Below are 24606 nucleotides of genomic sequence, written 5' to 3'. Positions count from 1 at the left end.
CGGCCCCGCCGCCCCTGCCCCCGCTCCGGCCGCCCCGCCCCCACCGCCGGCACGGCCCGCACCGGCACCGGCGGCCACGATCCCCGCTCCGGCTCTGCCCTTCGACGCCGACCGGACCCGCACCGACGACCCGGTCCCGGCAGCCGATCCGGCGCCCGGTCCGGCCCCCGCCGCCGCATCCGCTCCAGAGCCAGAGCCCGAACCCTCGCCGGAGCCCGAACCTGCTCCCCCGGCCTCCCCGGCACCGGCACCGGCAAGCCAGGAACAACAGCACTCACCGCTGCCCCCGCCCAGAAGGTTCCCCGTCACTCCCCCCGCTCAGCGGCCTCCCTCGTCCTGACGCCTTCCCGCGATCTGCTGCGATCTGCCGTCGCTTCCTGCTCAGAGGGACGGATCTACGACGATCTTGGCGTGGTCGTCGGGGCGGCTCAGTTCCTCGAACGCCCCGGCGATGCCGTCCAGCCCGACCATGCCGGTGATGATGGAGCCGGCGTCGATCCGGCCTTCCGCGATGTCGTACAGGGTGGTGCCGTACTCCTCGGGGAGGGCGCCGAAACTCCCGATGATCTCGAGTTCCTTGCTCACCGCGACGCCCGGCTCGATCGTGTCGGACTGCATGCACACCCCGACGACCACGATCTTCCCGCCGGCCGGCGCGCCCTCGATGACCTGCTGCAGCATGCCGGGGACCCCGACGCACTCGAAGACGACGGAGCCGCGCGAGGGCACTGCCAGCAGTTCGCCGGCGATCCGCTCGACCGTGGTGGTCGGTACCCCGTGTGCGCTCCACCGGTCGTACGGCGAGGCGACCGCGGGGTCGAGCACCTCGTCGGCGCCGAGGCCCTCGGCCAGCGCGCGGCGCCTGGGTGAGAAGTCCACCGCGATGACCGGTCCGTGCCCGCGTGCCTTGAGCGCGGCCACCACCCCCAGCCCGATCGGGCCGAGGCCGAGCACGATCGCGACGTCGTCCGCGGCCGGCCGGGCCCTGCGCACCGCTCGGGCAGCGACGGAGAACGGCTCGGTGAGCGCGGCGACCTTCGGCTCGAGTCCGTTCGGGACGGCCATCGTGAGGCCCTCGTTAAGGATCATGTACTCGCCGTAGCCGCCGGGGAACATCGGCGCGTATCCGACGATCCCCGCCCCCTGCGGGCCGATGCCGATCGGCGGACCGCACACCACGGCGCCGAGGGGCAGGGAGCGCTCGGTGTCCGGCCCGTACCCGACGATCTCACCGGCGTACTCATGGCCGAAGACAAGGCCGTCGCGGGGATCGTACGGCGTGCCGCCGGACCGCCGGGTGGTGTCCATGAACGCCTCCGGATCCGACAGCGCGTGCAGGTCCGAGCCGCACACCCCGCACGCGAGCGTACGGACCAGCAACTGTCCCGAGAGCGGCACCGGGTCGGGCACCTCCTCCACCACCAGCGTCGTGTCCCGCGTGACGGCAGCGCGCATCAGAACCTCACAGAGCTTTCGTAGGGGGGGCTTTCGTAGGGGGCTTTGCGCAGGGGCTTGCGCAGGGGCTCGGGTCGGGGCTTTCACAGGGGTGGGCAAGGGGACCTTCCCCCGCACCGAACCATGTTCAGCCTCGCGACGGAAGCCCTCGGGCCCGGTCCCCAGTGCCACGGGGAAGCGGCGGGCCGGGAGGAAGCAGCCAGGCGACCGCGGTCATCGTGCCCGGCGGGACCTCGGTGAAGCCGGCGTCCCAGACCGCGACCGCGGACCGGCCGACACAGTCGTCCCACGGCACGTCACCACCGGCCAGCCGCACCTCCAGGCCCGCGGAGATCCAGGCCTCCCGCACGCCCCGGCCGAGCCTGCGCAGCAGCAGGTGCGCCGCGTGCGCGGACTGCGCCGCGGCCTTCCCGGTGGTCATGGTGACGTCCGGGTTCAGCGCGACCACGGCGTACGGGCGGTCCGGCGCAGGACGAGGCTCCGCGGCACCGCCGCCGGACAGGTCCAGCCCGGCGACCTGAAGCCTGGCCAGCTCGGGCGGCACCTCGTCCACCGGGCCCGGGACGAACGCCCGCACCTGCGCCCCGTCATGGTCGACGGTCAGCCCGGGCAGCTCCTGTACGGCCTGCCAGCGCACCCCGCGGGCCCGCCGGGTCACCTTGCGGATCCGGGCCGTCTCCCAGCGGTGCACGCGGTCGTACCACTCGCCGTCCGTCGCCCGGGGATCGGTGAGCAACCGGACGACGGCCATCGCCGCAGCCTCGCACACCGCGCCGTGCGCGGGCGGTGCGGTCTTCTCCGCTCGCGCCGCGAGCTGCATGGCCCACGGATGCTCCTCATCGGGATCGGACGCCATGGCATCCAGCGTAGGGGCCGATCTTCAGCCGGGTTCGGCGGCTCCCGTGCCGGCTCTGTGCCACATGCCACATGTGCGGCATTCGACCGGCGGGAGACTGGCTGCGTACCCATATACGACCGTGCACCATCCGCGACCGTATCCATGACGGCGTGGGTGTGGCCGCGCACGTATGACCGGCGTGCGACGTCGTACTGTAACGGCGGGTGGGTGGACGCCGGATGGAGACAGGGGGACATGAGCCACTCGCAGGGTAGAAATCGGGCCCCTGGAACGTGACTTTCCTGTCCGTCATGTGGGTACGGCAACCGACATCGCCCGCTAGGCGTCACATAACGTCGGCAGTGATCTAGCCCTCTGGCCGGAGGTCTGCAGTGGTCAATGGTGTTCACAACAGCACCATCCCCGGGACCGGCACGTTCTTCGTCGGCATCGACATTCCACCGGGCCGTTACCGGTGCGAGAACGGGAAGGGAGGCTGGTGGGTGCGCTTCGGCGGCACCGGCGGTGACGAACCCGTCGGGCTGTGGCCGTTGCCCGCCGGCCCCGCGGAGGTCGAGATCGACGCCGATGACTTCGCCTTCGAGACCCATGTGCCGACCAGCTGGCGGCTGGTGGCGCCGGTGGCGGAGACCGGTGGCGGCCGGAGGGAGCTGCGCCCGGTCGCCGATCCGAGCCTGCGGCCGGAGCTCGACCGGCTCGTCTCCCGGCGCCGGCCGCTGCTGCAGCTGACACCGCTCACCGGCCTGGCCGCCTGCCTCCTCGGCTTCCTGCTGCTCGGCTCCTGGGGTGCGGTGATGCTCATCCCGCTGGCGCTCGTGGCGCTGATGAGCCGGCAGATGAGTGAGGACGCCTACCGAGCCCGGGCGCTGCGACTGCGCCGGGACCGCTATCTGACGCCCGAGGACCTCGACGAGGAGGGGCAGTCTCTGCTGAGCCGGGTGCAGAAGGCCATCGACACGGTGCAGGACTCGGAGGTCAACCGGGAGGGGATGCTCGACACCGTCGACAACGCCGTCACGCTGCCCCAGCAGGAATGGGAGATCGCCCAGGTACTGGCCCGGCAGTCCACCCTGCGCGGCGAGCAGACCGAGCTGCTGGGCGACGGCGCCGAGCCCGAGGTGCGGGCCGCGATGCTGCCGCTCCGCGAGAAGCTCGACCTGTCCGTGCGGGCGGTGACCCGGCGGGTGGAAGCCCTGGAGCACTACGCCGACCGCACCCGCGCCGCCGACCAGGCCTTCCGCGCCCATCGTCAGCTGACCGAGATCACCGCACGGGCCCATGTCTACGACGAGCTGGTCGCCGACACGGTCCGCGACGATCTCGCCGTCCCCGCGATCCAGCGGCTCGCCGAGCAGAGCGACGAGCTCGTACAGACCCTGCGCAGCAGGCTGACCGAGGCGGCCGACGCCGCCACCGAACTCCCCTCGCCCTGAACCCGGTCCCTGAGCCCGGCCCCCCGGCCGCCAGGCCGGTCAGCCCGTGCCGTAGACCGGCTCGGGGTCCGGGGCCTCGGCGAGGAGCTTGTCGACGGCGGGGCCGATCTCGGCCGCCTCCCAGCGGTCGCCCTTGTCGACGCGGGGGCCGTGCCGCCATCCGGTGGCCACGCTGATGACGCCCGCCTCGACCTCGAAGACCCGGCCGGTGACGTGCCTGGACTCCGTGCTGCCCAGCCAGGCGACCAGCGGGGAGACGTTGCCGGGGTGCATGGCGTCGAAACCGCTCTCCGGCGCGGCCATCGTCTCGGCGAAGACCTCCTCGGTCATGCGGGTGCGCGCCGACGGGGCGATGGCGTTGACGGTCACGCCGTACCGCCCCATCTCGGCGGCGGCGATGAGGGTCATCGCGGCGATGCCGGCCTTGGCGGCACCGTAGTTGCCCTGGCCGATGCTGCCCAGCAGGCCCGCCCCCGACGAGGTGTTGATGACCCGGGCGTCCACCCGGTCGCCGGCCTTCGACCGCTCCCGCCAGTACGCGGCCGCGTGCCGCAGCGGCGCGAAGTGCCCCTTGAGGTGCACCCGGACGACGTCGTCCCACTCCTGCTCGCCCATCGAGACCAGCATCCGGTCCCGGACGAACCCGGCATTGTTGACCAGCACGTCGAGCCGGCCGAAGGCCTCGATCGCACTGTTCACCAGCGACGCGGCACCGTCCCAGGAGGCGACGTCGTCACCGTTGGCGACGGCCTCGCCGCCCAGCGCCGCGATCTCGGCGACCACCGACCCGGCGACCTCCGCCGTACGGCCGCCGCCGCCGTCGAGCTGGACGCCCAGGTCGTTGACGACCACCCGGGCGCCCTGCCGGGCGAACTCCAGCGCGTGCTCCCGGCCGATGCCGCGCCCGGCTCCCGTGACGATGACGACCCTGCCTGACAGAAGACTCATATCCAACTCCTCGCCTCCCCCTCCCGCCGTGATCACGCAATCAATCGTCGAACGATTGCGTGATCACGGTGAGGGGGTGGTCGTCGGGTGTGCGTGCTGCTGGACGATGTACGACCACGCGGGCTGTTCGCCGCCGCCGTGGAGTTCGAGACAGGCGCCGTGGACGTACGGCTCGGAGCCGAGGAACAGGCAGGCCCGCGCGACGTCGTCCGGCACCGCCATCCGGCCGGCCGGGACCGTCGCGTTCACCCGCGCGAGCGTCCCCGCGTCGCCGTAGTGCCCCTGCCCGCCCTCGCCGGTGTCGGCGAGCCCGACGACGACGGTGTTGACCCGTACCGCCGGCGCCCACTCCGCCGCCAGGCAGGCGGCCAGATGGTGCAGGCCCGCCTTGGCCGCGCCGTAGGCCGCCGTGCCCGGAGAGGGCCGTGAACCGCTGACACTGCCGATCATGACGATCGCGCCGCCGTCCGGCTGCCCGGCCATCACCCGGTGCGCCGCCTGGGCGACGTGCAGCGGAGCGATCAGGTTGAGCTCGATCACCCGGGCGTGCAACCGGGGGGACGCCTCGGCGGCCGGCGCGTACGGCGAGCCGCCGGCGTTGTTGATCACGACGTCCAGCCGGCCGTGGCGCTCCACGACGGTGTCGACGAGCACCGCGACGTGGTCGGGATCCCGGACGTCGGCGGCGGCGAACGACGCCCCCCGGCCGCCGGCCGAGGGAAGCTCCCCGGGGTCCTTGCGGCCGCACACCACGACGTCCGCGCCGGCGGCCAGGAACCTGGTCGCGATGCCCGCGCCGATCCCCTTGGTGCCGCCCGTGACCAGCACGGTCCGGCCCTGATAGTCGTACGTCACCGTCATGGTCCTCCCTCGATCGCCCCATGCTACGGTACCAAGCAAGCGTTAGTTATCAGTGAGCAGTCGTCAGTCAGTCAGTCGTTAGTGAGCACTGAGGGTGTGCATGGGCATCACACATCAGCTCGCCGCTCCCGGGGTGGCCGAGGTCGTCGTCGACGTACCGCCGGTGAACGCCCTCACGGTCAGCGGCTGGTACGAGCTCGCCGACGCCGTCACGGCGGCCGGGCGGGACCCGCAGGTGCGCGTGGTGGTGCTCCGCGCCGAGGGCCGGGGCTTCAACGCGGGCGTGGACATCAAGGAGATGCAGCGCACGGAGGGGTTCGAGGCCCTCATCGGGGCGAACCGGGGGTGTTACGCCGCGTTCGCCGCCGTGTACGAGTGCGAGGTCCCCGTCATCGCGGCGGTGCACGGCTTCTGCCTGGGAGGCGGCATCGGCCTGGTGGGCAACGCCGACATCATCGTGGCCAGCGACGACGCCACGTTCGGGCTGCCGGAGGTGGACCAGGGCGCCCTGGGCGCCGCCACCCACCTGGCCCGGCTGGTGCCGCAGCACCTCATGCGGGCGATGGTCTACACCTGCCGCACCGCGACCGCGCAGCAGCTCCACCACTACGGATCGGTGCTCCGCGTGGTGCCCCGGCAGGAGCTGCGGGACGCCGCCTTCGCGGTGGCCGCCCAGCTCGCCGACAAGGACCCGTACGTGCTCCGGCGGGCCAAGGAGTCGCTCAACGGCATCGACCCCGTCGACGTCAAGCGCAGCTACCGGTTCGAGCAGGGCTTCACCTTCGAGCTCAACCTGGCCGGTGCCGGCGACCAGCACCGCGACGCGTTCGTCCAGCGGAAGAAGAAGGAGAACGAAGCGTGAGCGTGAACGGGCGCGCCGGGACGAGAGTGAGCCGATGAACGCCTCCAGCAAGATCCTCTCGATCGACGCGGTCGTCGGGTCGCTGTCCAGCGGGATGACGATCGGCATCGGCGGCTGGGGATCGCGCCGGAAGCCGATGGCCCTGGTCCGCGCCATCTGCCGGTCCTCGCTGACCGATCTGACGATCATTTCGTACGGCGGCGCCGACGTGGGCCTGCTGTGCGCCTTCGGCAAGGTCCGCAAGCTGATCGCGCCGTTCGTCACGCTGGACTCCGTCCCGCTGGAGCCGCACTTCCGGCAGGCCCGGCAGAACGGCACCGTGGAGTTCGCGGAGTACGACGAGGGCATGTTCATGTTCGGCCTCTACGCCGCGGCCCACCGGCTGCCATTCCTGCCCACCTACGCCGGCCTCGGCTCGGACGTGATGCGGGTCAACCCCGGCCTGAAGACGGTGCGGTCCCCCTACGGCGACGAAGAGCTGGTCGCGGTCCCGCCCCTCGCCATGGACGTCGCGCTGGTCCACATGAACCGGGCCGACGCCCGGGGCAACGCCCTGTACCTGGGCGCGGACCCGTACTTCGACGACCTGTACGCCAAGGCCGCCGACCGGACCTACGTGAGCTGCGAGCGCATCGTGGACACCGCCGACCTCACCAAGGAGGGCCCGGTCCAGGCCCTGCTGATCAGCCGGGCCCAGGTCACCGGGGTGGTGGAGACGCCCAACGGCCACCACTTCACCACCGGCGACTCGCAGCGGCGGGACGAGGCCTTCCAGAAGATGTACGTCGCGGCGGCGTCCGATCCGCAGGCATGGAAGGCCTTCCGGGAGCGTTTCCTGGCCGGCGACGAGGCCGCGTACCAGGACGCCGTACGGCAGTGGCAGGAGGAGTCCGCATGACCACGCAGGTGAGCAGGGGCCCCGGCACGGGCCCAGGCCAGGCCACCCGGGCCGAGGTCTGCGCGGTCGCCTGCGCCGACATGTTCCGGGGCGACGGCGAGATCGTCGCCGCCGCGGTCGCCGGCATGACGCCCGCGCTGGGCGCCCGGCTGGCCCGGTCGACCTTCGAGCCCGACCTGCTGACCACCGACGGCGGCCCCTTCCTGACCGCCGAGCCCGTACCGCTCGGCGCGCCCCCCGGCGACGTCGAGGGCTGGCTGCCGTTCCGGGACCACCTGTGGCTGGTGCTCAACGGCAAACGGCACGTCGTGCTGGGGCCGAGCCAGATCGACCGGCACGGCAACTGCAACATCTCCAACATCGGCGACTGGGCGCGGCCCAAGTCCCAGCTGCTGGGCGCCCGGGGCGCTCCCGGCAACACGCGGTGCAACACCACCAGCTTCTGGATCCCCCGGCACTCCACCCGGGTCTTCGTGGACACGGTCGACTTCGTCAGCGGCATCGGCTACGACCGCGGCGCGTTCGAGCTGCGCGTGGTGGTGACCAACCTGTGCGTGCTGGACTTCGCCACCCCCGATCACCGGATGCGGCTGCGCTCGGTCCATCCCGGGGTCTCGGTGGACGAGGTCGTCGCCGCCACCGGGTTGGAGCTGGTCGTCCCGGCGGAGGTGCCGGAGAGCCGGCCGCCCACGGACGAGGAACTCCGGATCATGCGCGAGGTCCTCGACGTCAAGGGGTTCCGCGAGCGGGAGGTCCCCGCGTGATCTCCACACCGCTGACCGAGCTGGCCGGCATCGAGCACCCGATCGTGCAGACCGGCATGGGCTACGTCGCCGGGGCCCGGCTCGCCGCGGCGACCTCCTCGGCGGGCGGCCTGGGCATCATCGCGGCCTCCACCATGAGCGTGGCGCAGATGACGGAGGCCGTCAGAGAGGTGAAGCGGAGGACCGACGCCCCCTTCGGGGTGAACATCCGCGCCGACGCCGACGACGCGGCCGAACGCTGCGACATCATGATCAAAGAGGGCGTACGGGTGGCGTCGTTCGCGCTGGCCCCCAAGAAGGAGCTGATCTCCAAGCTCAAGGACGCCGGGGTGCTGGTGGTGCCGTCCATCGGGGCACGCCGCCATGCCGAGAAGGTGGCGGCCTGGGGGGCCGACGCCGTCATCGTGCAGGGCGGTGAGGGCGGCGGCCACACCGGCGCGGTCCCGACCACCGTCCTGCTGCCCGACGTGGTGGCCGCCGTCGACATCCCGGTGATCGCGGCCGGTGGCTTCTTCAGCGGGCAGGGGCTGGTCGCCGCCCTGTCCTACGGGGCGGCGGGCATCGCGATGGGCACCCGGTTCCTGCTCACGTCGGACTCCCCGGTCGGCGACGAGGTCAAGCAGGTCTACCTCGGCAAGTCGGTCCGCGACACCGTGGTGACCACCCGGGTGGACGGGGTACCGCACCGGGTCCTGTCCTCGGACCTGGTCCGGTCGCTGGAGTCGGCGGGGCGGCTGCGCGGTCTCATCCGGGCCGTGCTGAACGGAGCGCGGTTCAAGAAGGTCTCCGGCCTGTCCTGGGGCGAGATGATCCGCGAGGGCCGGCGGATGAAGCACGGCCGGGAACTGACCTGGGCCCAGGTGCTGATGGCCGCCAACACGCCGATGCTGCTGAAGGCCGCGATGGTGGACGGCCGTGCGGACCTCGGCGTCATGGCCTCCGGTCAGGTGGTCGGCCTCATCGACGACCTCCCGAGCTGCGCCGAGCTGATCGCCCGCATCATGCACGAGGCCGAGTCCACCCTCGAGCACCTGGCCGAGCTCAGGCCGGTCCCCGCTCAGACCCACCCCGGCCCGGACCGTCGCGCCCGGCCATGACGCCGGGCCGGTAGCGCTTGCTCCGGGCCGCTTGCCGTTGTCGTGTTGCCTACGTCGTGCTTGCTTCGTGCCCGCTTCGTCGTGCCCGCTCCGTGGTGCCCGCTCCGTGGTGACTGCTTCGTGGTGCCCGCTCCGTGGTGACTGCTTCGTGGTGACTGCTTCGTGGTGACTGCTCCGTGGTGACTGCTTCGTCGTGCCCGCTCCGTGGTGCCCGCCGCGTGGGGCTCAGTGGGGCAGCCGGTCGGTGGTCTCGCTGACCAGCTGCAGCACGAGCGGGGTCAGCTCGGCCTGGTCGTACAGCAGATCGTCCAGGCGCGCCCGCCACGCCGCGGTCTCGGCGAAGGGCTCGTCCTCGAGCTGGAGCCGCAGGCGCGTCTCGGCCAACTGCAGCTCGTACATGACGCCCAGATACCGCCCGACCATCTCGCTGAGCCACCAGTAGGCGTCGGTGTTGGCGGCGGCGACGAAGGCGCGCGCGCCCTCCCACGCCACGCGCGGCCGGTGGATGACACTCATGGCCGGACGGTACGCCGATCCCCTACCCGCCACAAGACCAGATCCGCAGCCCCGTCCGCCCACCCCGTCCGAGGCCTCCAGGCCTCGACGACGTCTCCACCCGGGTTCAGCCCGGGCCCGTCCGCGGCCCGGCCCGTCCGCGGCTCGCTCCGGCCCGGGTTCAGCCCGGCCCGGGTTCGGCCCGGGCCCGGAGTTCAGCCCGGCGCGGAGACGGCGGACAGCCCGTCGTCGAGCTGCCGCGCCCGTCCGGCGCTGAGGCCGCCCTCCCGGAGACGTTCCCGGACCTTCCGGCGCAGCTCGGCGACCCGCTGCCCGACATCGACCGGCTCGCCGGCGGAGAGCCGGTCGAGCAGGGCGGCGATGAGGTTGTCGAAGTCCACCGCGACGTCGGACCTGACCTCGCCGGCCGCCGCTCCCTCGTCCACGGTCCGCCGCAGGCCGGTGAGCGCGCCGATCGCATCCGGAACGGAACGGGACGACTCGGCGGGCCGGGACGGCCGGGTCACGGCCGGCGAGCTCCCGGGAAGCGCCCCCGACGGCACGGAAGGCGCGGGACGGTGCCCGCCGGATCCCCCGGTGGACAGCACGACCATGACCACGACACCGGCCACCACCGCGACCGTCACCGCTCCCGCCACCACCCTGCGCGGCATGCCCCTCGCCGGACCCGTCGGCTCCGGCGTACCCCTCGGCGCTCCCCTCCCTACTCCTCCCGGCCCACCCCGCACTCCTCCCGCCACACCCCGTACCCCTCCCGGCACCCCTCTCGCCACCAGCCCGGCCACACCCCTCGCGAGGTCCCCCGGCACATCCCTCAGGGTCCTCGCCAGGCCCCCCAGGCCTCCGTCGCTCATGCCCGTCAGTGCCGCCCGGAGGGGCGGCCAGCGGCGGGGCACCGGGGCGGGCTCGGGCAGCACCAGAGTCGGTGCGGAGCCCTGCGCGCCCTGCGGCGCCGGAGGCGGGTCCGGCGCGGAGGGCGCGCCGAGAGCCGTCGCGGCCTCGGCGGCGGAGGGCCTCCGCGCGGGGTCGGCGTGCAGGCAACGCTCGCGGAGACCCGCGAGCTCGGCGGGCACGCCGGGCAGCGGTGGCGGTGGCGCCGACCGGGTGTCCCCGGCGGTGAACGGCCGCTCCCCGGTGAGCATCTCCGACAGCACGATGCCGAGCGCGAACACGTCGGCCGCCGCGGTGGCCGGTCCGCCGCCGAGCTGCTCGGGGGCGAGGTACGCGGGCGTGCCCAGCCGGGGGCCGGTCCGGTCGCGGGCCGCCCGGGCCAGCCCGAAGTCGAGCATCCGCACGCCTCCGGCGGCGAGGAACACGTTGGCGGGCTTGACGTCACCGTGCACGATGCCGGCCCGGTGCGCGGCCGCCAGCGCCGTCGCCAGCTCCCCGCAGATCCGGGCGGCCTCGTCCGGCGGCAACGGCCCGCGGGCGAGCCGCCCGGCCAGGCTCTCCCCCTCCAGCAGCTCCATGACGAGGTACGGGGTGCCGTCGTCCTCGCCGTAGTCGTGCACGGTCACGATGTGCGGGTGGGACAGCCCGGCGGCGGCCCGGGCCTCGTCGCGGAACCGTTCCCGGAAGACCGGGTCGCCCAGCAGCGCCGGGTCGACCAGCTTCACCGCCACCTGGCGGGAGAGCACGTCATCCCAGGCGCGCCACACCGAGCCCATCCCGCCGGTCCCGACGCGCTCGCGGAGCCGGTAGCGACCGGCGAGCTCCCGTCCTTCCACGCGCCGTCCTCCCACGCGCCGGCCCTGCCCACGCCGTCACTCCACGCGTAAGCCCGGCCAACGCCGTCACTCCCACGCGTTGTCACTCCACGCGCCAGCCTGCCACGCGCCGGCCTTTCCCGGGCGAATCAGGATGATTCGCGGACGACCAGGTGCGTGTCCAGGATGACCGCTCCCGGCTCGACGTGCTCGCCTCTGATGCGGGCGACGAGCAGCCGGGACATCTCCCGGCCCATCGCCTCCACCGGCTGATGCACGGAGGTGAGTTTCGGGGCGGCGTGCCGCGCGGTCACGGAGTCGTCGAACCCCACCACCGCGACGTCCGACGGGATGGCGCGGCCGGCCTCCCGCAGCACCCGCATCGCGCCCGCCGCCATCGGGTCGGACGCCGCGAACACGGCGTCCAGCTTCGGTTCGCGTTCCAGCAGGGTGCGCATGGCGGCGGCGCCGGTCTCCTCGCTGAAGTCACCGAAGGCGACCAGGTCGGCGCGCAGCCCGGCGCTGGTCAGCGCATCCTGATGGCCCGCGAGCCGGTCGAACCCCACCTGGGCGTCCTGCGGTCCAGCGATGGTGGCGATGCGGAGCCGGCCCCGCTCGACCAGGTGCGTGACCGCCAGCCGCGCACCGCCCCGGTTGTCCGCGTCCACGCAGGTCAGGGTGGACAGGTCGGTCCCCACCGCGGTACCGACGAGCACGGTCGGTACCCCTTGGGACTCCAGGTGATGGGGCAGCGGATCGTCCCCGCGCAGCGAGGTGAGCAGGACACCGTCCACGTGCTGGGCGGAGAGGTAGCGCTCCAGCCGATCGTGCTCCGCCCTGGACTCGGCGAACGCCAGCAGCAGCTGGAAACCGGTGTCGGTGAGGCCCCGGCTGATCCCACGGGTGATCCCGGCGAAGTAGGGCTCGTCCCACACCCGTTCCTCGGACGCCGACATGACGAGGGCGATGGTGTCGGTACGGCGGGTGACGAGGGTGCGGGCCGCGCGGTTCGGGACGTACCCGAGCTCCTCGATGGCCCGCAGCACCGCCTCGCGGGTGTCCATGCTCACCTTGGGAGAGCCGTTGATCACCCGCGAGACCGTGCCACGGCCCACGCCCGCCCGCGCCGCCACCGCCTCGAGCGTGGGGCGTCGCTGAGCGGTCATGTTCCTATTCTGCCGGTAGCTGAGCAGGCGGTATCGCCAGCCCGCCGCTGCGCGCCGCCGAGCCGAACCAGCGGGCACTGCTCTTGGGCAGCCGCCGCTGGGTCTGGAAATCGACGTGCACCAGGCCGAACCTCTTGGCGTAGCCCCAGCCCCACTCGAAATTGTCCATCAGGGACCAGGCGAAGTACCCGCGCAGCGGCACCCCCGCCCCGATGGCCGTGTGACAGGCGCGCAGATGCCCGTCCAGGTAGGCCAGGCGTTCGGGATCGTGCACGCCGTTCTCGGTCACCACATCGTCGAAGGCCGCACCGTTCTCGGTGACGTACAGCGGCACCTCCGGATACTCCGTGGCCACCCGGGTGAGCACCTCCTGCAGCCCCAGCGTGTCTATCTCCCAGCCCATCCCGGTCACCGGCCGGCCCGCCTGCACGAAGGAGACGTGCTCGGCACCGGGCCACGGAGAGGTCTCCGCGAACGGCGACGTGATGGCCTGTCCCTCCGCGCCGGCCAGACCGGTCACGGTGTGCCGGCTGTAGTAGTTGATGCCGAGCAGGTCCATCGGCGCGCCGATGAGGTCGAGGTCGCCGTCGCGCACGCACTCGGCGAAGCCGTACGGCTCCAGATCGGTGAGCACGTCCTCGGGGTAGCGGCCGCGCAGCAGCGCGTCGAGGAAGAACCGGTTCTGCAGCCCGTCCACGCGGCGGGCGGCGTCCAGGTCCTCGGCGGCCTCGCTCGCCGGGGACACGGCGTAGAGATTGACCGCCGCGCCGATCTCGCTGTCCCATCGCCGCAGCGTCGGCAGCGCGAGCCCGTGGGCGAGCAGCAGGTGATGCGCCGCCCGCAGCGAGTCCGCGGGGTCCCTGCGCCCCGGTGCGTGGTCTCCCGAGGCGTAACCCAGGAACGCCGCGCACCACGGCTCGTTGATCGTGATCCAGTGCTTGACCCGGTCACCGAGGGCATCATGGACGATCGCGGCGTAGTCGGCGAACCGGTGGGCGGTGTCGCGGACCGGCCAGCCTCCGGCGTCCTCCAGCGGCTGCGGCAGGTCCCAGTGGTAGAGGGTCGCGTACGGCTCGATCCCCGCCTCCAGCAGGGTGTCCACCAGCCTGCGGTAGAAGTCGAGCCCCCTCTCGTTGGCGGCGCCGGAGCCCCGCGGCTGCACCCGCGGCCAAGCGATCGAGAAACGGTAGGACGTGAGGCCGAGGTCCGCCATGATCGCGACGTCCTCGCGGAAGCGGTGGTAGTGGTCGATGGCGACGTCACCGGTGTCACCGTCGAGGACGTTGCCCGGGGTGTGACTGAAGGTGTCCCAGATCGAGGGCCCCCGCCCGTCCTCCGCGACCGCGCCCTCGATCTGGTAGGCGGCGGTGGCCGCACCCCAGACGAAACCGGCGGGGAAACGGAGGGACGTCTCCTGTTGCTGCGAAGCCTGAGTGGTCACGCCTTGACCGCACCTTCCATGATTCCGCCGATGATCTGGCGGCCGAACACGATGAAGACGATGAGCAGCGGAACCGTGGAGACCGCGGTCCCGGCGAACACGAGGGTGTAGTCGGTGTAGTGCGCGCCGTTGAGCTGGCTCAGCGCGTACTGCACGGTGGGGTTGTCCGGTGTCAGCACGGCGAAGTTCCACAGGAACTCGTTCCAGGTCTGCATGAACTGGAACAGGCCGAGCACCGCGGCCGCCGGCCGCAGGGCCGGGAACACCACGCTCCAGAAGATCCGGAAGGTGGAGGCCCCGTCGACGCGGGCGGCCTCGATGAGCTCGTCGGGGATGGCCTGCTCGGCGTACTGCCGCATCATGAAGACCCCGAACCCGGTGACCAGGAAGGGCACGATCACGGCCTGCAGCTGCCCGGTCCAGTGGATCTTCACCATGACGATGTAGAGCGGGATGATCCCCATCTGGACGGGGACCATCATGGTGGCCACGATGATCAGCAGCAGCGCGTTACGGCCGCGGAACCGCAGCTTGGCGAAGGCGAAGCCGGCCAGGCTGGAGAACAGCACCACCGACACCGCCACCGCGACCGAGGCGATCGCCGAGTTGACGAGCGCCTTGGCGAAGTGCGCGTCCTCGGTACTGAAGACCCTGCCGACGTTGTCGCCCAGGTGCTTCCCGGGGATCAGCGGCGGCGGGATCGCCCCGACCACCTCGTTGGTACGGGTCGCGACCACGAACATCCAGTACAGCGGCAGTGCCGACAGCACGATCGCGACGACCAGCGTGATGTAGGTGAGCGGGCTGGCCTGCCACAGCCGGGCCGACCCCTCAACGGCCCGGCCGCCCAGGTGCCGCCGTTGGCGACGCCCCTTCCCGGGTCCCCGCTTCGACGCCTTCGCGGGCTCCCGCCGGGAGGTGGTGGACTGTCCGGTGAGAAGGGTCATGTCCTGCCTCCGCTGAGCCTTCGCGTGATCAGGTAGTTGAGCAGGGAGACGACGAGGATCAGCAGGAAGAGCATCCACGCGACCGCCGAGCCGTAGCCGTACTGGAAGCGCTGGAAGGCGTTCTCGTACATGTACATCGCGACCGTCTGGCCCTGCCGCAGGGTGCCGCCGGCCATGTAGTTCTGGTTGAACAGCAGCGGCTCGGTGAACAGCTGCAGGCCCCCGATGGTCGAGATGATGGTGGTGAAGATGATCGTGGGCCGCAGCGACGGGACGGTGATCTTCCAGAACTGCTTCATCCGGGAGGCCCCGTCGATGGCGGCCGCCTCGTACAGCTCACGGGGGATCGCCTGCATCCCCGCCAGGAAGATCAGGGTGTTGTAGCCGGTCCAGCGCCAGTCGACCATCACCGAGATGGCGGTCCACTGCGACCACCTGTTCGCCGCCCAGTCGATGTTGCTCACGCCGACGAAGTGCAACAGCCAGTTGATCAGCCCGTAGTCGCGGCCGAAGAGCTGGCTGAAGACGATGGCGACCGCGGCCACCGACGTCACCAGCGGCAGCAGCACGCCCATCCGGAACAGGGTCTGCGCGCGCAGCCGGCGGTTCAGCGTGTTGGCCAGCAGCATCGCGAGCAGCAGCTGCGGCACGGTCGCGATCACGAACATCGCCAGGGTGTTGACGACCGCGTTCCAGAAGTTCGGATCGGTCATCAGAAGCTCGTAGTTGCGCAGCCCGGTGAACCGGTGATCGCCGATCAGCTCCCAGTGGTGCAGCGACACCCAGAAGGTGTAGCCCAGCGGGAACAGGCCGAAGACCAGGAACAGCAGGTAGAACGGGGAGATGTAGGCGTACGGGGACACCTTCACATCCAGCCGGGACAGGAAACGACGTACCGGCCCGCGCGGCGGGGGGGCGAACCCGGTCCGGCCCTTGGCCGGTGCCCGGCTCGGGTGGAGAGCCATCTGTCCTCCTTTCGCGGGAGTGGACGGCGGAAGTGGACGGGACGAGCAGGCCGAGGACGGGCCGGGAGTGGGCGGCGGAAGTGTGGAGGTCCTCCGCCGCCCACGTCTGGGCCGGCCCCTGGATCGGCCCCGTCGGTCAGCCTGTTTCCGCGGCCCGCTTGGAGTCGGAGATGATCCGCTTCCAACCGGACTCCGGCGACAGCCTGCCCTGCTCGATCGCGCGCAGGTCGGCTTCGACGACCGTCCGCACCGGCTGGTTGTTGGCTCCCAGGAACACCGGGTTGAGGCTCTTGGCTCCGGCCCCGAAGATCTGGCCGACCGGCGCGTTGCTGAAGTAGTCGTTCTTGAAGTCCTTGACCGCTGGGTCATCGAGCGCCTGCGGCGAGGACGGGAGGTTGTTCTTGGACTTGAAGGACCCGATCTGACCCTGCGGGCTGGTCAGGAACTTGACGAGTTCGACGGCCTCCTTCGGGTGCTTGCTCTGCGTCGGCACCGCCAGGAACGAACCGCCCCAGTTGCCGCCCCCACCGGGCAACGTCGTGATGTCCCACTTGCCGGCCTTGCCGGCGCCCGCGTTCTCCTTGATCAGACCGAGCATCCAGGCCGGGCAGGTGACCACCGCGAACGCGTCCTTCTTGAGCGCCTGGCTCCACGGGTCGGTGAGGAACTGGATCTTCGCCGTGAGGTTCGCCTGGGCCAGCTGGACCGTCCGGTCGAACGCCGCCTTGACAGCGGGGTTCGATTCGATGATCAGCTTGTTGCTCTGGTCGAAGTACGTCTGGTTGGAGCCCTTGCCGGCCTCCTGCATCAGAATCGTGTTGTAGAAGTTGGTGGCCCCGTCGGTGAACTTGGTGCCGGGCACCTTGGCCTGGAACTTCTTGCCGGTCTCCAGGAAGGCGTCCCAGGTCGGCCAGAGCTTGCCCACCGTCTCACGGTCGTTGCCGAGCCCCGCCTTCTTGAACAGGTCCTGGCGGTAGCACATGGCCAGCCCACCGATGTCGGTGCCGAGACCGACGAGCTTGGAACCGTCGGGCAGGCTCGTCCCCATCTGCCATTTCCAGGGGAGGAAGTTGCCCTTCAGCGAGGCGGCGCCGTACTTGTTCAGGTCCAGGAACTTGTCGGGCTGGGACATGAACTTGGCGACGATCCCCTCCTCGATCGAGACGACGTCGCCCGCGCCCGCACCGGCAGCGATGTGCTGCTGGAACTGCGGGAGGTAGTTGTCCATCTGCGGGATGTTGCGGTCAACGATCTTGATGTTCGGGTGACTCGCCTCGTACTGCTTGTAGAGCTCCTCGTAGCCGAAGGTGCCGAACGAGTCGACGGTGAGCGTGATCTTGCTCGTTCCGCTCGAACCACCGCTCTTACCGTCGTCCCCCGAGCATGCTGCGGCCAGTGCGAGTACACCGGCCATGACCGTCGCGGCCGCGATTCTCGGCGCGCGGCGCATCGTGTCCCTCATTGACGGACCCCTCTCAGGTCGTCTCGTCCGTTCCATTGACGGGGTGGATGCCGGCCTCGACACTGAGACCGACGGAACTGTGGGAGCGCTCCCACGAAGGAAAGCCGGAGGCAACCTGGCTGTCAATATCCCGCAACACAACCGTTACCGGATGGCCCCTCAGGCCGGTCCGGCCCCTTTACGCGCACTCCGGCCGGGCGGTGGGAGCGGTACGCGCGCGCGGCGGCCCACGCTGTTAGCAAGCGCTTGGTACCCTTCGCGGGAACACGTAACCTGATGTGAACACGACCGGCGAGCAAGCGGTTGGGCACGACCGGCATAATGAAAGGGTGACGACCACGAGCACGAACAGCGGACGATCAGCGGCGAAGCCCCGCGCGAGCAGTGAAGGCGGGAGCCGCCGCCGCGCGAAGGGCACGCCCGCGCTGGCCTCCGAGCGCCGCGAGCACCTGGTGAAGCTCGCCGCCGAACTGTTCGCCAAGAAGGGCTTCCAGGCCACGACGGTGCGTGAGATCGCCGACGAGGCCGGCATCCTGTCCGGCAGCCTCTACCACCACTTCGACTCCAAGGAGTCGATCGTCGACGAGATCCTCTCGGTCTTCTTCCGGGAGCTCATGGCCGCCTACGGCGCGGCGATCGAGGAGGGCGGCACCCCGCAGGAGGTGCTGTCCGCGCTGGTCCGGATCGCGTTCGGCACCCTGGAGCCGCACCGTGCCGCTATCACGGTGATGCAGAACGACTGGAACTACCTCAAGGCACTGCCCCGTTTCGAGTACCTCACCAAGTCCGAGGACGACGTCGAGAAGATGTGGATCACGCAGATCAAGCGTGGTCAGTCCACCGGGCTCTTCCGCGAGGACATCGACGCCAAGCTGACCTACCGCATGATCCGTGACACCATCTGGGTCGCCATACGCTGGTTCCAGCCGGGCGGCCGCCTCAACGCCAAGGGGCTCTCGGAGCACTACCTCAAGGTCCTGTTCGACGGCATCTGCACGCACTGAGCCCCGTCACCCCGCGGTGGCCGCCAGGGGTACGGGGCCGGCGCGTGCCGCCGGGAGGCCCGGTCAGTGGGCCGGGGCGGGGAGCAACCGGGCCAGCGGCCTGGGCAGCCACCAGTTCCACACCCCGAGCAGCTCCATCAACGCCGGGACCAGCACCATCCTGACCACCGTCGCGTCGATGAGCACCGCGACGGCCAGGCCCAGCCCGAACTGCTTGACGGCGGGGTCGGCGCCGAGCAGGACGGTCAGGAACACCATCACCATGATGGCCGCCGCCGCGGTGATGACCCGGGCGGTGCGGGCCAGCCCAGCCGTTACCGCGTCCCTGGTGCCGGCGCCCTTGTCGTACTCCTCACGGATCCGGGCGATCAGGAAGACCTCGTAGTCGGTGGAGAGCCCGAACAGGATCGGGAACATGAACAGCGGCACCCAGGTGGTGATGGGCATCGCCGTCGTGAAACCGAGGAGCTCGCCGCCCCAGCCCCACTGCACGATGGCGGTGAGCACTCCGTAGGCCGCCCCGATGGACAGCAGCGTCATCAGCGCCGCCTTGATCGCGATCGTCACCGACCGGACCAGCACCAGCAGGATCAGCAGCGACAGCCCGATCACGATCGCGATCAGCCAGGGCAGCCGTACTCCCACCTCGTGCGCGAAGTCGGCCGTCCCGGCGTTGGGCCCGCCCACGTGGACCCGCAGCGCGGTCGCCCGGGGGATCACCGTGTCGCGCAGTTCGGTGACCAGCCGGGGAGTGGCCGCGTCCTGCTGCGCGGTCCTCGGGTAGGCGATGAACTGCGAGGCCTGCCCGTCCGGGCTGGTGAACACCGGGGTCACCGAGGCGATGCCTGGCGTCGCCCGCACCGCGTCGGCCACCGGCTGCAGGCCGCTGCCGCTCTCGGCGATGATGAACAGCGGAGCGTCGTAGCCGGGCCCGAACCCCTCGGCGAGCAGCCGGTGCGCCGTGTGGCCGCTGGTCCCGCTCGGCAGGTTGCTGGAGTCGGTGAAGCTCAGCCGCATGGACAGCGCCGGCACGGCCAGGATCAGCAGCACCGCCGAGGCGGCCACCAGCGAGACGACCGGGCGGCGCTGGATCACCCCGGCCCAGCGGGTGGCCAGCGGGCTGGCGGTGCGGGTACGGCCGAGCAGCGGCAGCCGGAACCGGTTGATGCCCCGGCCGGTGAAGCCCAGCAGCGCGGGCAGCAGGGTGATCGCCGTGATCACGGTCATCATCACGGCCACCGACGCGGCGATCGCGGTGGCGGTCAGCAGCGACTGGCGCATCACCAGCAGCCCGAGCATCGCGATGACCACCGTCGTCCCGGCGAACAGCACCGCGCGGCCCGAGGTGACGAGCGAGGTGACCGTCGCCTCCTCGGGGTCCAGGCCGTCCTCCAGACCCTCCCGGTAGCGGGTGACGATGAACAGCGCGTAGTCGACGCCGACGCCGAGGCCGATGAGCCCGGCCACGATGGGGCTGAAGCTCGGCGCCGGGAAGAGGTAGCCGAGCAGGTCGGTCAGGGCCAGCCCGGTGCCGATGCCGAACAGCGCCGTCACGATCGGCAGCCCCATGGCGGGGAGCGAGCCGAACGTGACGAGCAGGATGATGACGGCGGCCAGCAGCCCGATCCCCTCGGTGGAGCCACCGCCGGGCGTCTCCGCGGTCTGCACCGCGCCGCCGTCCAGCGCGAACCGGACGCCGTCGCCGGAGGACCCGCGTACGTCCGAGATCAGCTTCTTGGTGTCGGCGACCGGCACCTTGTCCGCCGTCGTGTCCATGAAGATCTGCGCGAACGCGGTGCGGCCGTCCCGGGAGACCTGCTGGGCCGCGGTGTACGGGGACGTCACCGAGCCGATGTGCGGTGCGCCCTTGACCAGTGCGAGCACCGTGTCCACCCGGGCCCGCACGGCCGGGTCGGTCACCCCGCGATCGGCGCGGGCGACGAGCGTGACCGAGTCGCCCTGGTCCGGGAAGTGCTCCTCGGCGACGTCCGCGGCCAGGGCCGAGTCGGCCTTGCCGCCGGTGAAGTCGTTGTCGGCCGGTGCGGCGAAGCCGAAACCGACAAAGATCACCGCCGCCGCGCCGACGATCCACAACAGCAGGACCAGCCATCGCCGCCGGTAGCAGAACCGTGCCAGGGAGGACATCGTCGTCATTTTTCTGTCGTCACTTCTCTGTCGTCACTTCTCGGTCGTCACTTGTCTGTCGTCGCTCGTCCGTCGTCGCTTTGTCTACGGCCACGAGCCATCTAGAACAGTGACGTGCCGGGTCGCCGTGGTCGTCAGGCCTGTGGAGACACCTGCCCCCGGCCGTACTACCGGTGGAGTAGTCCTGCCGTACCGGTGGGGTTCGCGCGGTCCTTCGCGCAGCGGTGCCCTCGGGCGCCGAGGGCACCGCTCTGCTAACGGTTCCCGGGAGTGACCAGGCCGGCCTCGTACGCCATCACCACGAGCTGGGCCCGGTCCCGGCAGGCCAGCTTGGTGAGGGCCCGGCTGACGTGCGTCTTGGCGGTGAGCGGGCTGACCACCAGCCTGGCCGCGATCTCGGCGTTGGACAGGCCGCCACCGACCAGCTTGACGACCTCCCGCTCCCGCTCGGTCAGCGCGGCGAGCATCGGCGAGGGTGCCGTCGTCTCCGCCGGGCGGGAGACGTACGCCTCGATCACCGCACGGGTCACCGCCGGGGAGAGCAGCGCCTCGCCACCGGCGACCACCCGGATCGCCTGCAGCAGGTCTGCGGGCTCGATGTCCTTGACCAGGAATCCGCTCGCCCCGGCCCGCAGCGCCCGGAAGACGTTCTCCTCCTCGGCGTACGTCGTCAGCATCACCACGCGGACCCCGGCCAGCGACGGGTCGGAGGTGATCCGCTTGGTCGCGGTGACCCCGTCGACCTCCGGCATCCGGATGTCCATGAGCACGACGTCGGGCCGCTCGGCCCGGGCCACCGCCACCGCGACGCCCCCGTTCGCGGCCTCCCCCACCACCTCGAGGTCGTCGGCAGAGTCGATCAGCACCCGGAACCCCGCCCGCACCAGCGACTGGTCGTCGGCGAGCAGCACCCGGATCACGCCCATGGGCCGGCCCGTGTCCCCGGTGCCGGCGGCGGTCGCGGGCACCGCGCTCATCCCGCTCCCCCGGGCAGCCGGGCGCTGACCACGAACCCGCCACCGGGCCGCGGTCCGGCGGTGAGCGTCCCGCCGACGGACTCGGCGCGTTCGCGCATCCCGCCCAGGCCGTGACCGCTCTCCCCCGCCCAGACCGCGGAGTCGCCCGCGCCGTCGTCGGTCACCTCGATTGCCAGCCCCATCGGGTCGTACGACATCCGGATCAGGGCCCGTACCTTGGTGCCGCCGTGCCGCAGCACGTTGGTGAGGGACTCCTGCAGGATCCGGTAGGCCGTGTGGTCCGCGGGCGGATCCAGCGGGACCACCCGCCCCGTCACGTGCACCGTCACCGGCACGCCCGCCGCGCGGACGGCGTCGACCAGCGCGGGCAGCCGGTCCAGCCCGGCCTTGCCGTACGGCTCGGACTCGGCGCCGTCGCGCAGCACCCCGAGGGTGGCCCGCAGTTCCTGCAGAGCGCCCCTGCTGGTGTCCCGGATGGCGGTCAGTGCCGTGCGTACGTCCTCGGGCCGTCGCTCCAGCACATGCAGGGCACTGCCCGCCTGGACGGTGATGGTCGCCATGCTGTGCGCGACGGTGTCGTGCAGTTCGCGGGCGATTCGCACCCGCTCCTCGGTGACGCGGCGGGCTGCCTCACGCTCGCGGTCCTGTTCGGCCTGGCGAAGCCGTTCCTGGGTCTCCTCGGCCAGCGCGCGCCGGCTGCGGACGACCTCCGCGAGCAAAATGACGACGGCGCACAACACCACATGGGGCAGGAACCCGGCGAAAGTGACGAACGGCTGGTTGTGCTCACGCACGCCGACCACGAGGTACCCGACGGTGAAGTAGAAGGCGGGTATGCCGATGGCCCAGGCCAGCCGCCCGGCGAGCGCGGCGGTGTAGATGGGGACCGCCAGCACCGAACTCGGTGCGAACCCCGGGTAGTCGGCGGAGTAGTAGCCGAACAGCAGAACGCTGGAGACCAGCAGCACCGTGAGCGGCCACCGGCGCCGGACCAGCAGCACCAGGGCCATGGCCACCCCGAGCGCATACGCTCCCGCGTCCGCGGGCCGGGAGCCCGCTTCGGCGGCCACGCTGATCGCCACCGTGATGGCGGCGCCGGCCGCCACGGTCACACCGACGTCGACGAGCACTGCGCGGGAGGGGAACGCCACACCGTCACCGTACGCGCAGACCGACATCCGCGGCGGACCGTTTTCGAACACCCGGGCGAGAGCGCCGTCACACCCCCGCGGCCGCCTCGCTTGCGATCCGGCGGCGGCCCGTCACCGATGGTCTGGCCACTACCGCTGGTCTGGCCACTACCGCGCGATGAGGTACCTCGCGGAGATCTGGAACACCCAGGACAAGACCCACGCGCTCGAGGCGGATTCCAGACCGCCTACGAGGTCAGGCATCCCAACCGTCGGGAAGCTCACGACGACCTGACACTCGAAGCCCTCAGGGTGCACCCGGTTGGCGGTGGCCGTCGCCGGACCGTCGCCGGACCGGCGCCGAGCCGGCTCGGTGGTCTGCCGGGTGGTGCGAGGCGAGAGGACTTTCAGGACCGTCCGGCCTTGGCGGTCTCTGGTCTGAACGGTCCGGTCGTCGTGGGCTTCGATCCATCGGTTGTGCCAGCCGCACAACGGGGCGAGCCGATCGATGTCGGTGGGGGTACCGAGTTTCCACCCTCCGTCGAGGTGGTGGATCTCGCACAGATGAGCCGGGATTCGGCAGCCGGTGACACAGCAGGTGTCGTATCGGGCGAGCAGTACTCTGCGCTGGGCGGAGGTGGCGAATCTGGTACTGCGGCCGAGGTAGATGGGTATCCCCTCCCGGCCGAGGACCAACGCGCTGATACCGGCGTTGAGTGCGATGCGGCGGGCGTCCTCCGGCGAGATCGGCGTCCCGTCCAGCAGGCGGGCGGGTATCCGTTGCCGCCCGGACAGTGAGGGCCCGGCGGACGCCAAGGGCCCGGCGCCGGAGGCGCGCGCCTCAGCTTCGGCCTCCCGCTCGGCAACGCGCGGAGCTTTCCCCGGCCGATACGCGGCCTCGACGTCCGCCGCGGCGTCCGGCTCCGTGCCGCAGGGCTCCGTGCCGCAGGGCTCCGGTCCCGACCGGCCTGCGGGCTGTGCGCCCGCTTCGAAGCTCCCTTTGCGGGGGGTGTGGGTGAAGGGTCCGGTGTCGCCGGTTGCTGCGGTGTAGGCGGCGAGGTCGATGATGAGGGTGATCCCGGCGCCGCGGTTGCCTTCGGTCAGGACGGAGAACAGGGCGTCGGCGGTGCGCTGGGCGATGTCGCGGTCGTCGCCCTGGGCCCTGGGCTTGGCGAGCGGGCCGATGATCTGGTCGAGCGCGGCGGTGTGCTCGGGGTTGCACCAGCCCTTGAACCACGAGCCGCCGTCCAGTGACTTGGACCTGGTCATCCAGGAACGCGCGAAACCCCGCTTCGAATCCTCCGGCTCGACCTCCCTGCCGAGACGCTCGGCGATGAGATCGGTGATCCTGTCACCGGCCTTGGCCACCTGCCCGACCGAGCATCCATCCTCGACCATGCCCAGGAGGATGTCCTCGGCCACCGCGGCGTCCGCGGCGTCCAGGCGCGGGGTCGCGGCACAGACGGCGGAGGCGAACCCGAAGGACAGCCCGCTGCCGGTCAGCAATTTGCGTAACCGCCGCAGCCGGGGCAGCTGGCGGGCCACGGTCGCTCGCTCGACGGCCCGCCCGTGCCGCATCCCCAGCCGTTCGCGCAGCCACGACACCACCGACGGGAAACCATGCTCCCCATAGGCACCCGTGGAGTCCACCCGGGCGACCAGCGTGGCCAGGGCGGCCTCCACGAGATCAGCGGCCCCGCCCACCAGCTCCGCGGCCTCCAGGGCGGCCGGCCCGGACTCGGGTGCGGGCCGCGCCGCCAGCTCGGCGGCGATCGTCTGGCACGCCTGGGCCAGCTCCCCGCAGGAAGCGTCGGCGAGCCCCGCACCCATCGACCACATGCCTCGAAACTACCGTCCCGAGACCCCCGAAGCCGCTAGCTGGACAGCGACACAATCGAGTGTGTGATCGATATGGAAATCGAACCTTCAGGGCAGATAACACCAGGTCAAACGCCTACGAATCCCCCCGG

The 24606-nt window shown here is 71.4% G+C and carries 21 protein-coding genes; 6 read left to right on the top strand and 15 right to left on the bottom strand.

Translation table 11 applies throughout. The features are described from left to right. Positions 1-381 precede the first annotated feature (381 nt). Together ACRYCC_RS42110 and ACRYCC_RS42105 are read right to left on the bottom strand one after the other, a co-directional pair. Complete coding sequence (locus ACRYCC_RS42110) at positions 382-1455, bottom strand: zinc-binding dehydrogenase (protein WP_433819754.1); 1074 nt, start codon at positions 1453-1455, stop codon at positions 382-384. A gap of 127 nt (positions 1456-1582) precedes the next feature. After that, positions 1583-2311, bottom strand: coding sequence for a hypothetical protein (locus ACRYCC_RS42105; RefSeq protein ID WP_433819753.1), 729 nt, complete (start codon positions 2309-2311; stop codon positions 1583-1585). A gap of 374 nt (positions 2312-2685) precedes the next feature. Here ACRYCC_RS42105 and ACRYCC_RS42100 point away from each other — a divergent pair, with 374 nt between their 5' ends. Then, positions 2686-3747, top strand: a complete 1062-nt coding sequence (locus ACRYCC_RS42100) for an Rv1352/Rv1906c domain-containing protein (RefSeq protein ID WP_433819752.1) — start codon at positions 2686-2688, stop codon at positions 3745-3747. Positions 3748-3786: 39 nt separating this feature from the next. Here ACRYCC_RS42100 and ACRYCC_RS42095 read toward each other — a convergent pair whose 3' ends face one another. Then, on the bottom strand, positions 3787-4695 hold the full coding sequence (locus ACRYCC_RS42095; protein ID WP_433819751.1) for an SDR family oxidoreductase: 909 nt from the start codon (positions 4693-4695) through the stop codon (positions 3787-3789). Positions 4696-4758: 63 nt separating this feature from the next. Then, positions 4759-5556: an SDR family oxidoreductase gene (locus ACRYCC_RS42090; protein ID WP_433819749.1), complete on the bottom strand. Its 798-nt coding sequence runs from the start codon at positions 5554-5556 to the stop codon at positions 4759-4761. Between the two features lie 100 nt (positions 5557-5656). Here ACRYCC_RS42090 and ACRYCC_RS42085 point away from each other — a divergent pair, with 100 nt between their 5' ends. The 4 genes from ACRYCC_RS42085 to ACRYCC_RS42070 are packed head-to-tail and all read left to right on the top strand — an operon-like array spanning position 5657 to position 9177. Next, positions 5657-6418 carry an enoyl-CoA hydratase family protein gene (locus ACRYCC_RS42085; protein WP_433819748.1) on the top strand — a complete coding sequence of 254 codons (762 nt, stop codon included), beginning with the start codon at positions 5657-5659 and terminating at the stop codon, positions 6416-6418. 34 nt (positions 6419-6452) lie between these two features. Then, on the top strand, positions 6453-7316 hold the full coding sequence (locus ACRYCC_RS42080; RefSeq protein WP_433819747.1) for a CoA transferase subunit A: 864 nt from the start codon (positions 6453-6455) through the stop codon (positions 7314-7316). Further along, entirely contained in the window at positions 7313-8080 is a 768-nt protein-coding gene (locus tag ACRYCC_RS42075) for a CoA-transferase subunit beta (RefSeq protein ID WP_433819746.1), read from the top strand. Before ACRYCC_RS42080 ends, ACRYCC_RS42075 begins: the two co-directional genes overlap by 4 nt. Continuing rightward, positions 8080-9177 carry an NAD(P)H-dependent flavin oxidoreductase gene (locus ACRYCC_RS42070; protein WP_433819762.1) on the top strand — a complete coding sequence of 366 codons (1098 nt, stop codon included), beginning with the start codon at positions 8080-8082 and terminating at the stop codon, positions 9175-9177. Before ACRYCC_RS42075 ends, ACRYCC_RS42070 begins: the two co-directional genes overlap by 1 nt. Positions 9178-9402: 225 nt before the next feature. Here ACRYCC_RS42070 and ACRYCC_RS42065 read toward each other — a convergent pair whose 3' ends face one another. The 7 genes from ACRYCC_RS42065 to ACRYCC_RS42035 form a co-directional block, all read right to left on the bottom strand. Then, entirely contained in the window at positions 9403-9693 is a 291-nt protein-coding gene (locus ACRYCC_RS42065; RefSeq protein ID WP_433819745.1) for a hypothetical protein, read from the bottom strand. Positions 9694-9887: 194 nt separating this feature from the next. Beyond that, complete coding sequence (locus tag ACRYCC_RS42060) at positions 9888-11420, bottom strand: serine/threonine-protein kinase (RefSeq protein WP_433819744.1); 1533 nt, start codon at positions 11418-11420, stop codon at positions 9888-9890. A 128-nt stretch (positions 11421-11548) separates the two neighbouring features. Then, on the bottom strand, positions 11549-12565 hold the full coding sequence (locus tag ACRYCC_RS42055) for a LacI family DNA-binding transcriptional regulator (RefSeq protein ID WP_433819743.1): 1017 nt from the start codon (positions 12563-12565) through the stop codon (positions 11549-11551). 4 nt (positions 12566-12569) lie between these two features. Continuing rightward, the gene (locus ACRYCC_RS42050) at positions 12570-14006 is read right to left on the bottom strand and encodes a GH1 family beta-glucosidase (RefSeq protein ID WP_433819742.1); all 1437 of its coding nucleotides are present in this window, start codon (positions 14004-14006) and stop codon (positions 12570-12572) included. Beyond that, positions 14003-14953 (bottom strand): carbohydrate ABC transporter permease, encoded by a 951-nt coding sequence (locus tag ACRYCC_RS42045; RefSeq protein ID WP_433819741.1) that lies wholly within the window; start codon positions 14951-14953, stop codon positions 14003-14005. The genes ACRYCC_RS42050 and ACRYCC_RS42045 overlap by 4 nt, the downstream gene beginning before the upstream one ends. Beyond that, positions 14950-15918 carry a carbohydrate ABC transporter permease gene (locus ACRYCC_RS42040; protein ID WP_433819740.1) on the bottom strand — a complete coding sequence of 323 codons (969 nt, stop codon included), beginning with the start codon at positions 15916-15918 and terminating at the stop codon, positions 14950-14952. The genes ACRYCC_RS42045 and ACRYCC_RS42040 overlap by 4 nt, the downstream gene beginning before the upstream one ends. Positions 15919-16054: 136 nt before the next feature. Continuing rightward, complete coding sequence (locus tag ACRYCC_RS42035) at positions 16055-17380, bottom strand: ABC transporter substrate-binding protein (protein WP_433819739.1); 1326 nt, start codon at positions 17378-17380, stop codon at positions 16055-16057. A gap of 329 nt (positions 17381-17709) precedes the next feature. On the opposite strand from ACRYCC_RS42035, the gene ACRYCC_RS42030 reads away from it, so the two are divergent. Next, entirely contained in the window at positions 17710-18384 is a 675-nt protein-coding gene (locus ACRYCC_RS42030) for a TetR/AcrR family transcriptional regulator (RefSeq protein WP_433819738.1), read from the top strand. A gap of 63 nt (positions 18385-18447) precedes the next feature. Here the strand turns inward: ACRYCC_RS42030 and ACRYCC_RS42025 are convergent, their stop codons facing one another. The 4 genes from ACRYCC_RS42025 to ACRYCC_RS42010 form a co-directional block, all read right to left on the bottom strand. Continuing rightward, complete coding sequence (locus ACRYCC_RS42025) at positions 18448-20529, bottom strand: MMPL family transporter (protein ID WP_433819737.1); 2082 nt, start codon at positions 20527-20529, stop codon at positions 18448-18450. Between the two features lie 254 nt (positions 20530-20783). Beyond that, entirely contained in the window at positions 20784-21449 is a 666-nt protein-coding gene (locus ACRYCC_RS42020; RefSeq protein WP_433819761.1) for a response regulator, read from the bottom strand. Between the two features lie 53 nt (positions 21450-21502). Then, the gene (locus ACRYCC_RS42015; RefSeq protein WP_433819736.1) at positions 21503-22657 is read right to left on the bottom strand and encodes a sensor histidine kinase; all 1155 of its coding nucleotides are present in this window, start codon (positions 22655-22657) and stop codon (positions 21503-21505) included. A gap of 147 nt (positions 22658-22804) precedes the next feature. Further along, a complete protein-coding gene (locus tag ACRYCC_RS42010) occupies positions 22805-24475 on the bottom strand; it encodes an HNH endonuclease (RefSeq protein WP_433819735.1) in 1671 nt (556 codons plus the stop codon). Positions 24476-24606 lie beyond the last annotated feature (131 nt).

Source organism: Actinomadura scrupuli, from assembly GCF_050971785.1.
Lineage (GTDB): Bacteria > Actinomycetota > Actinomycetes > Streptosporangiales > Streptosporangiaceae > Actinomadura_E > Actinomadura_E scrupuli.
The sequence above is the reverse complement of the archived record's forward strand: the minus strand, read 5'-3'. Positions and strand labels throughout refer to the sequence as shown.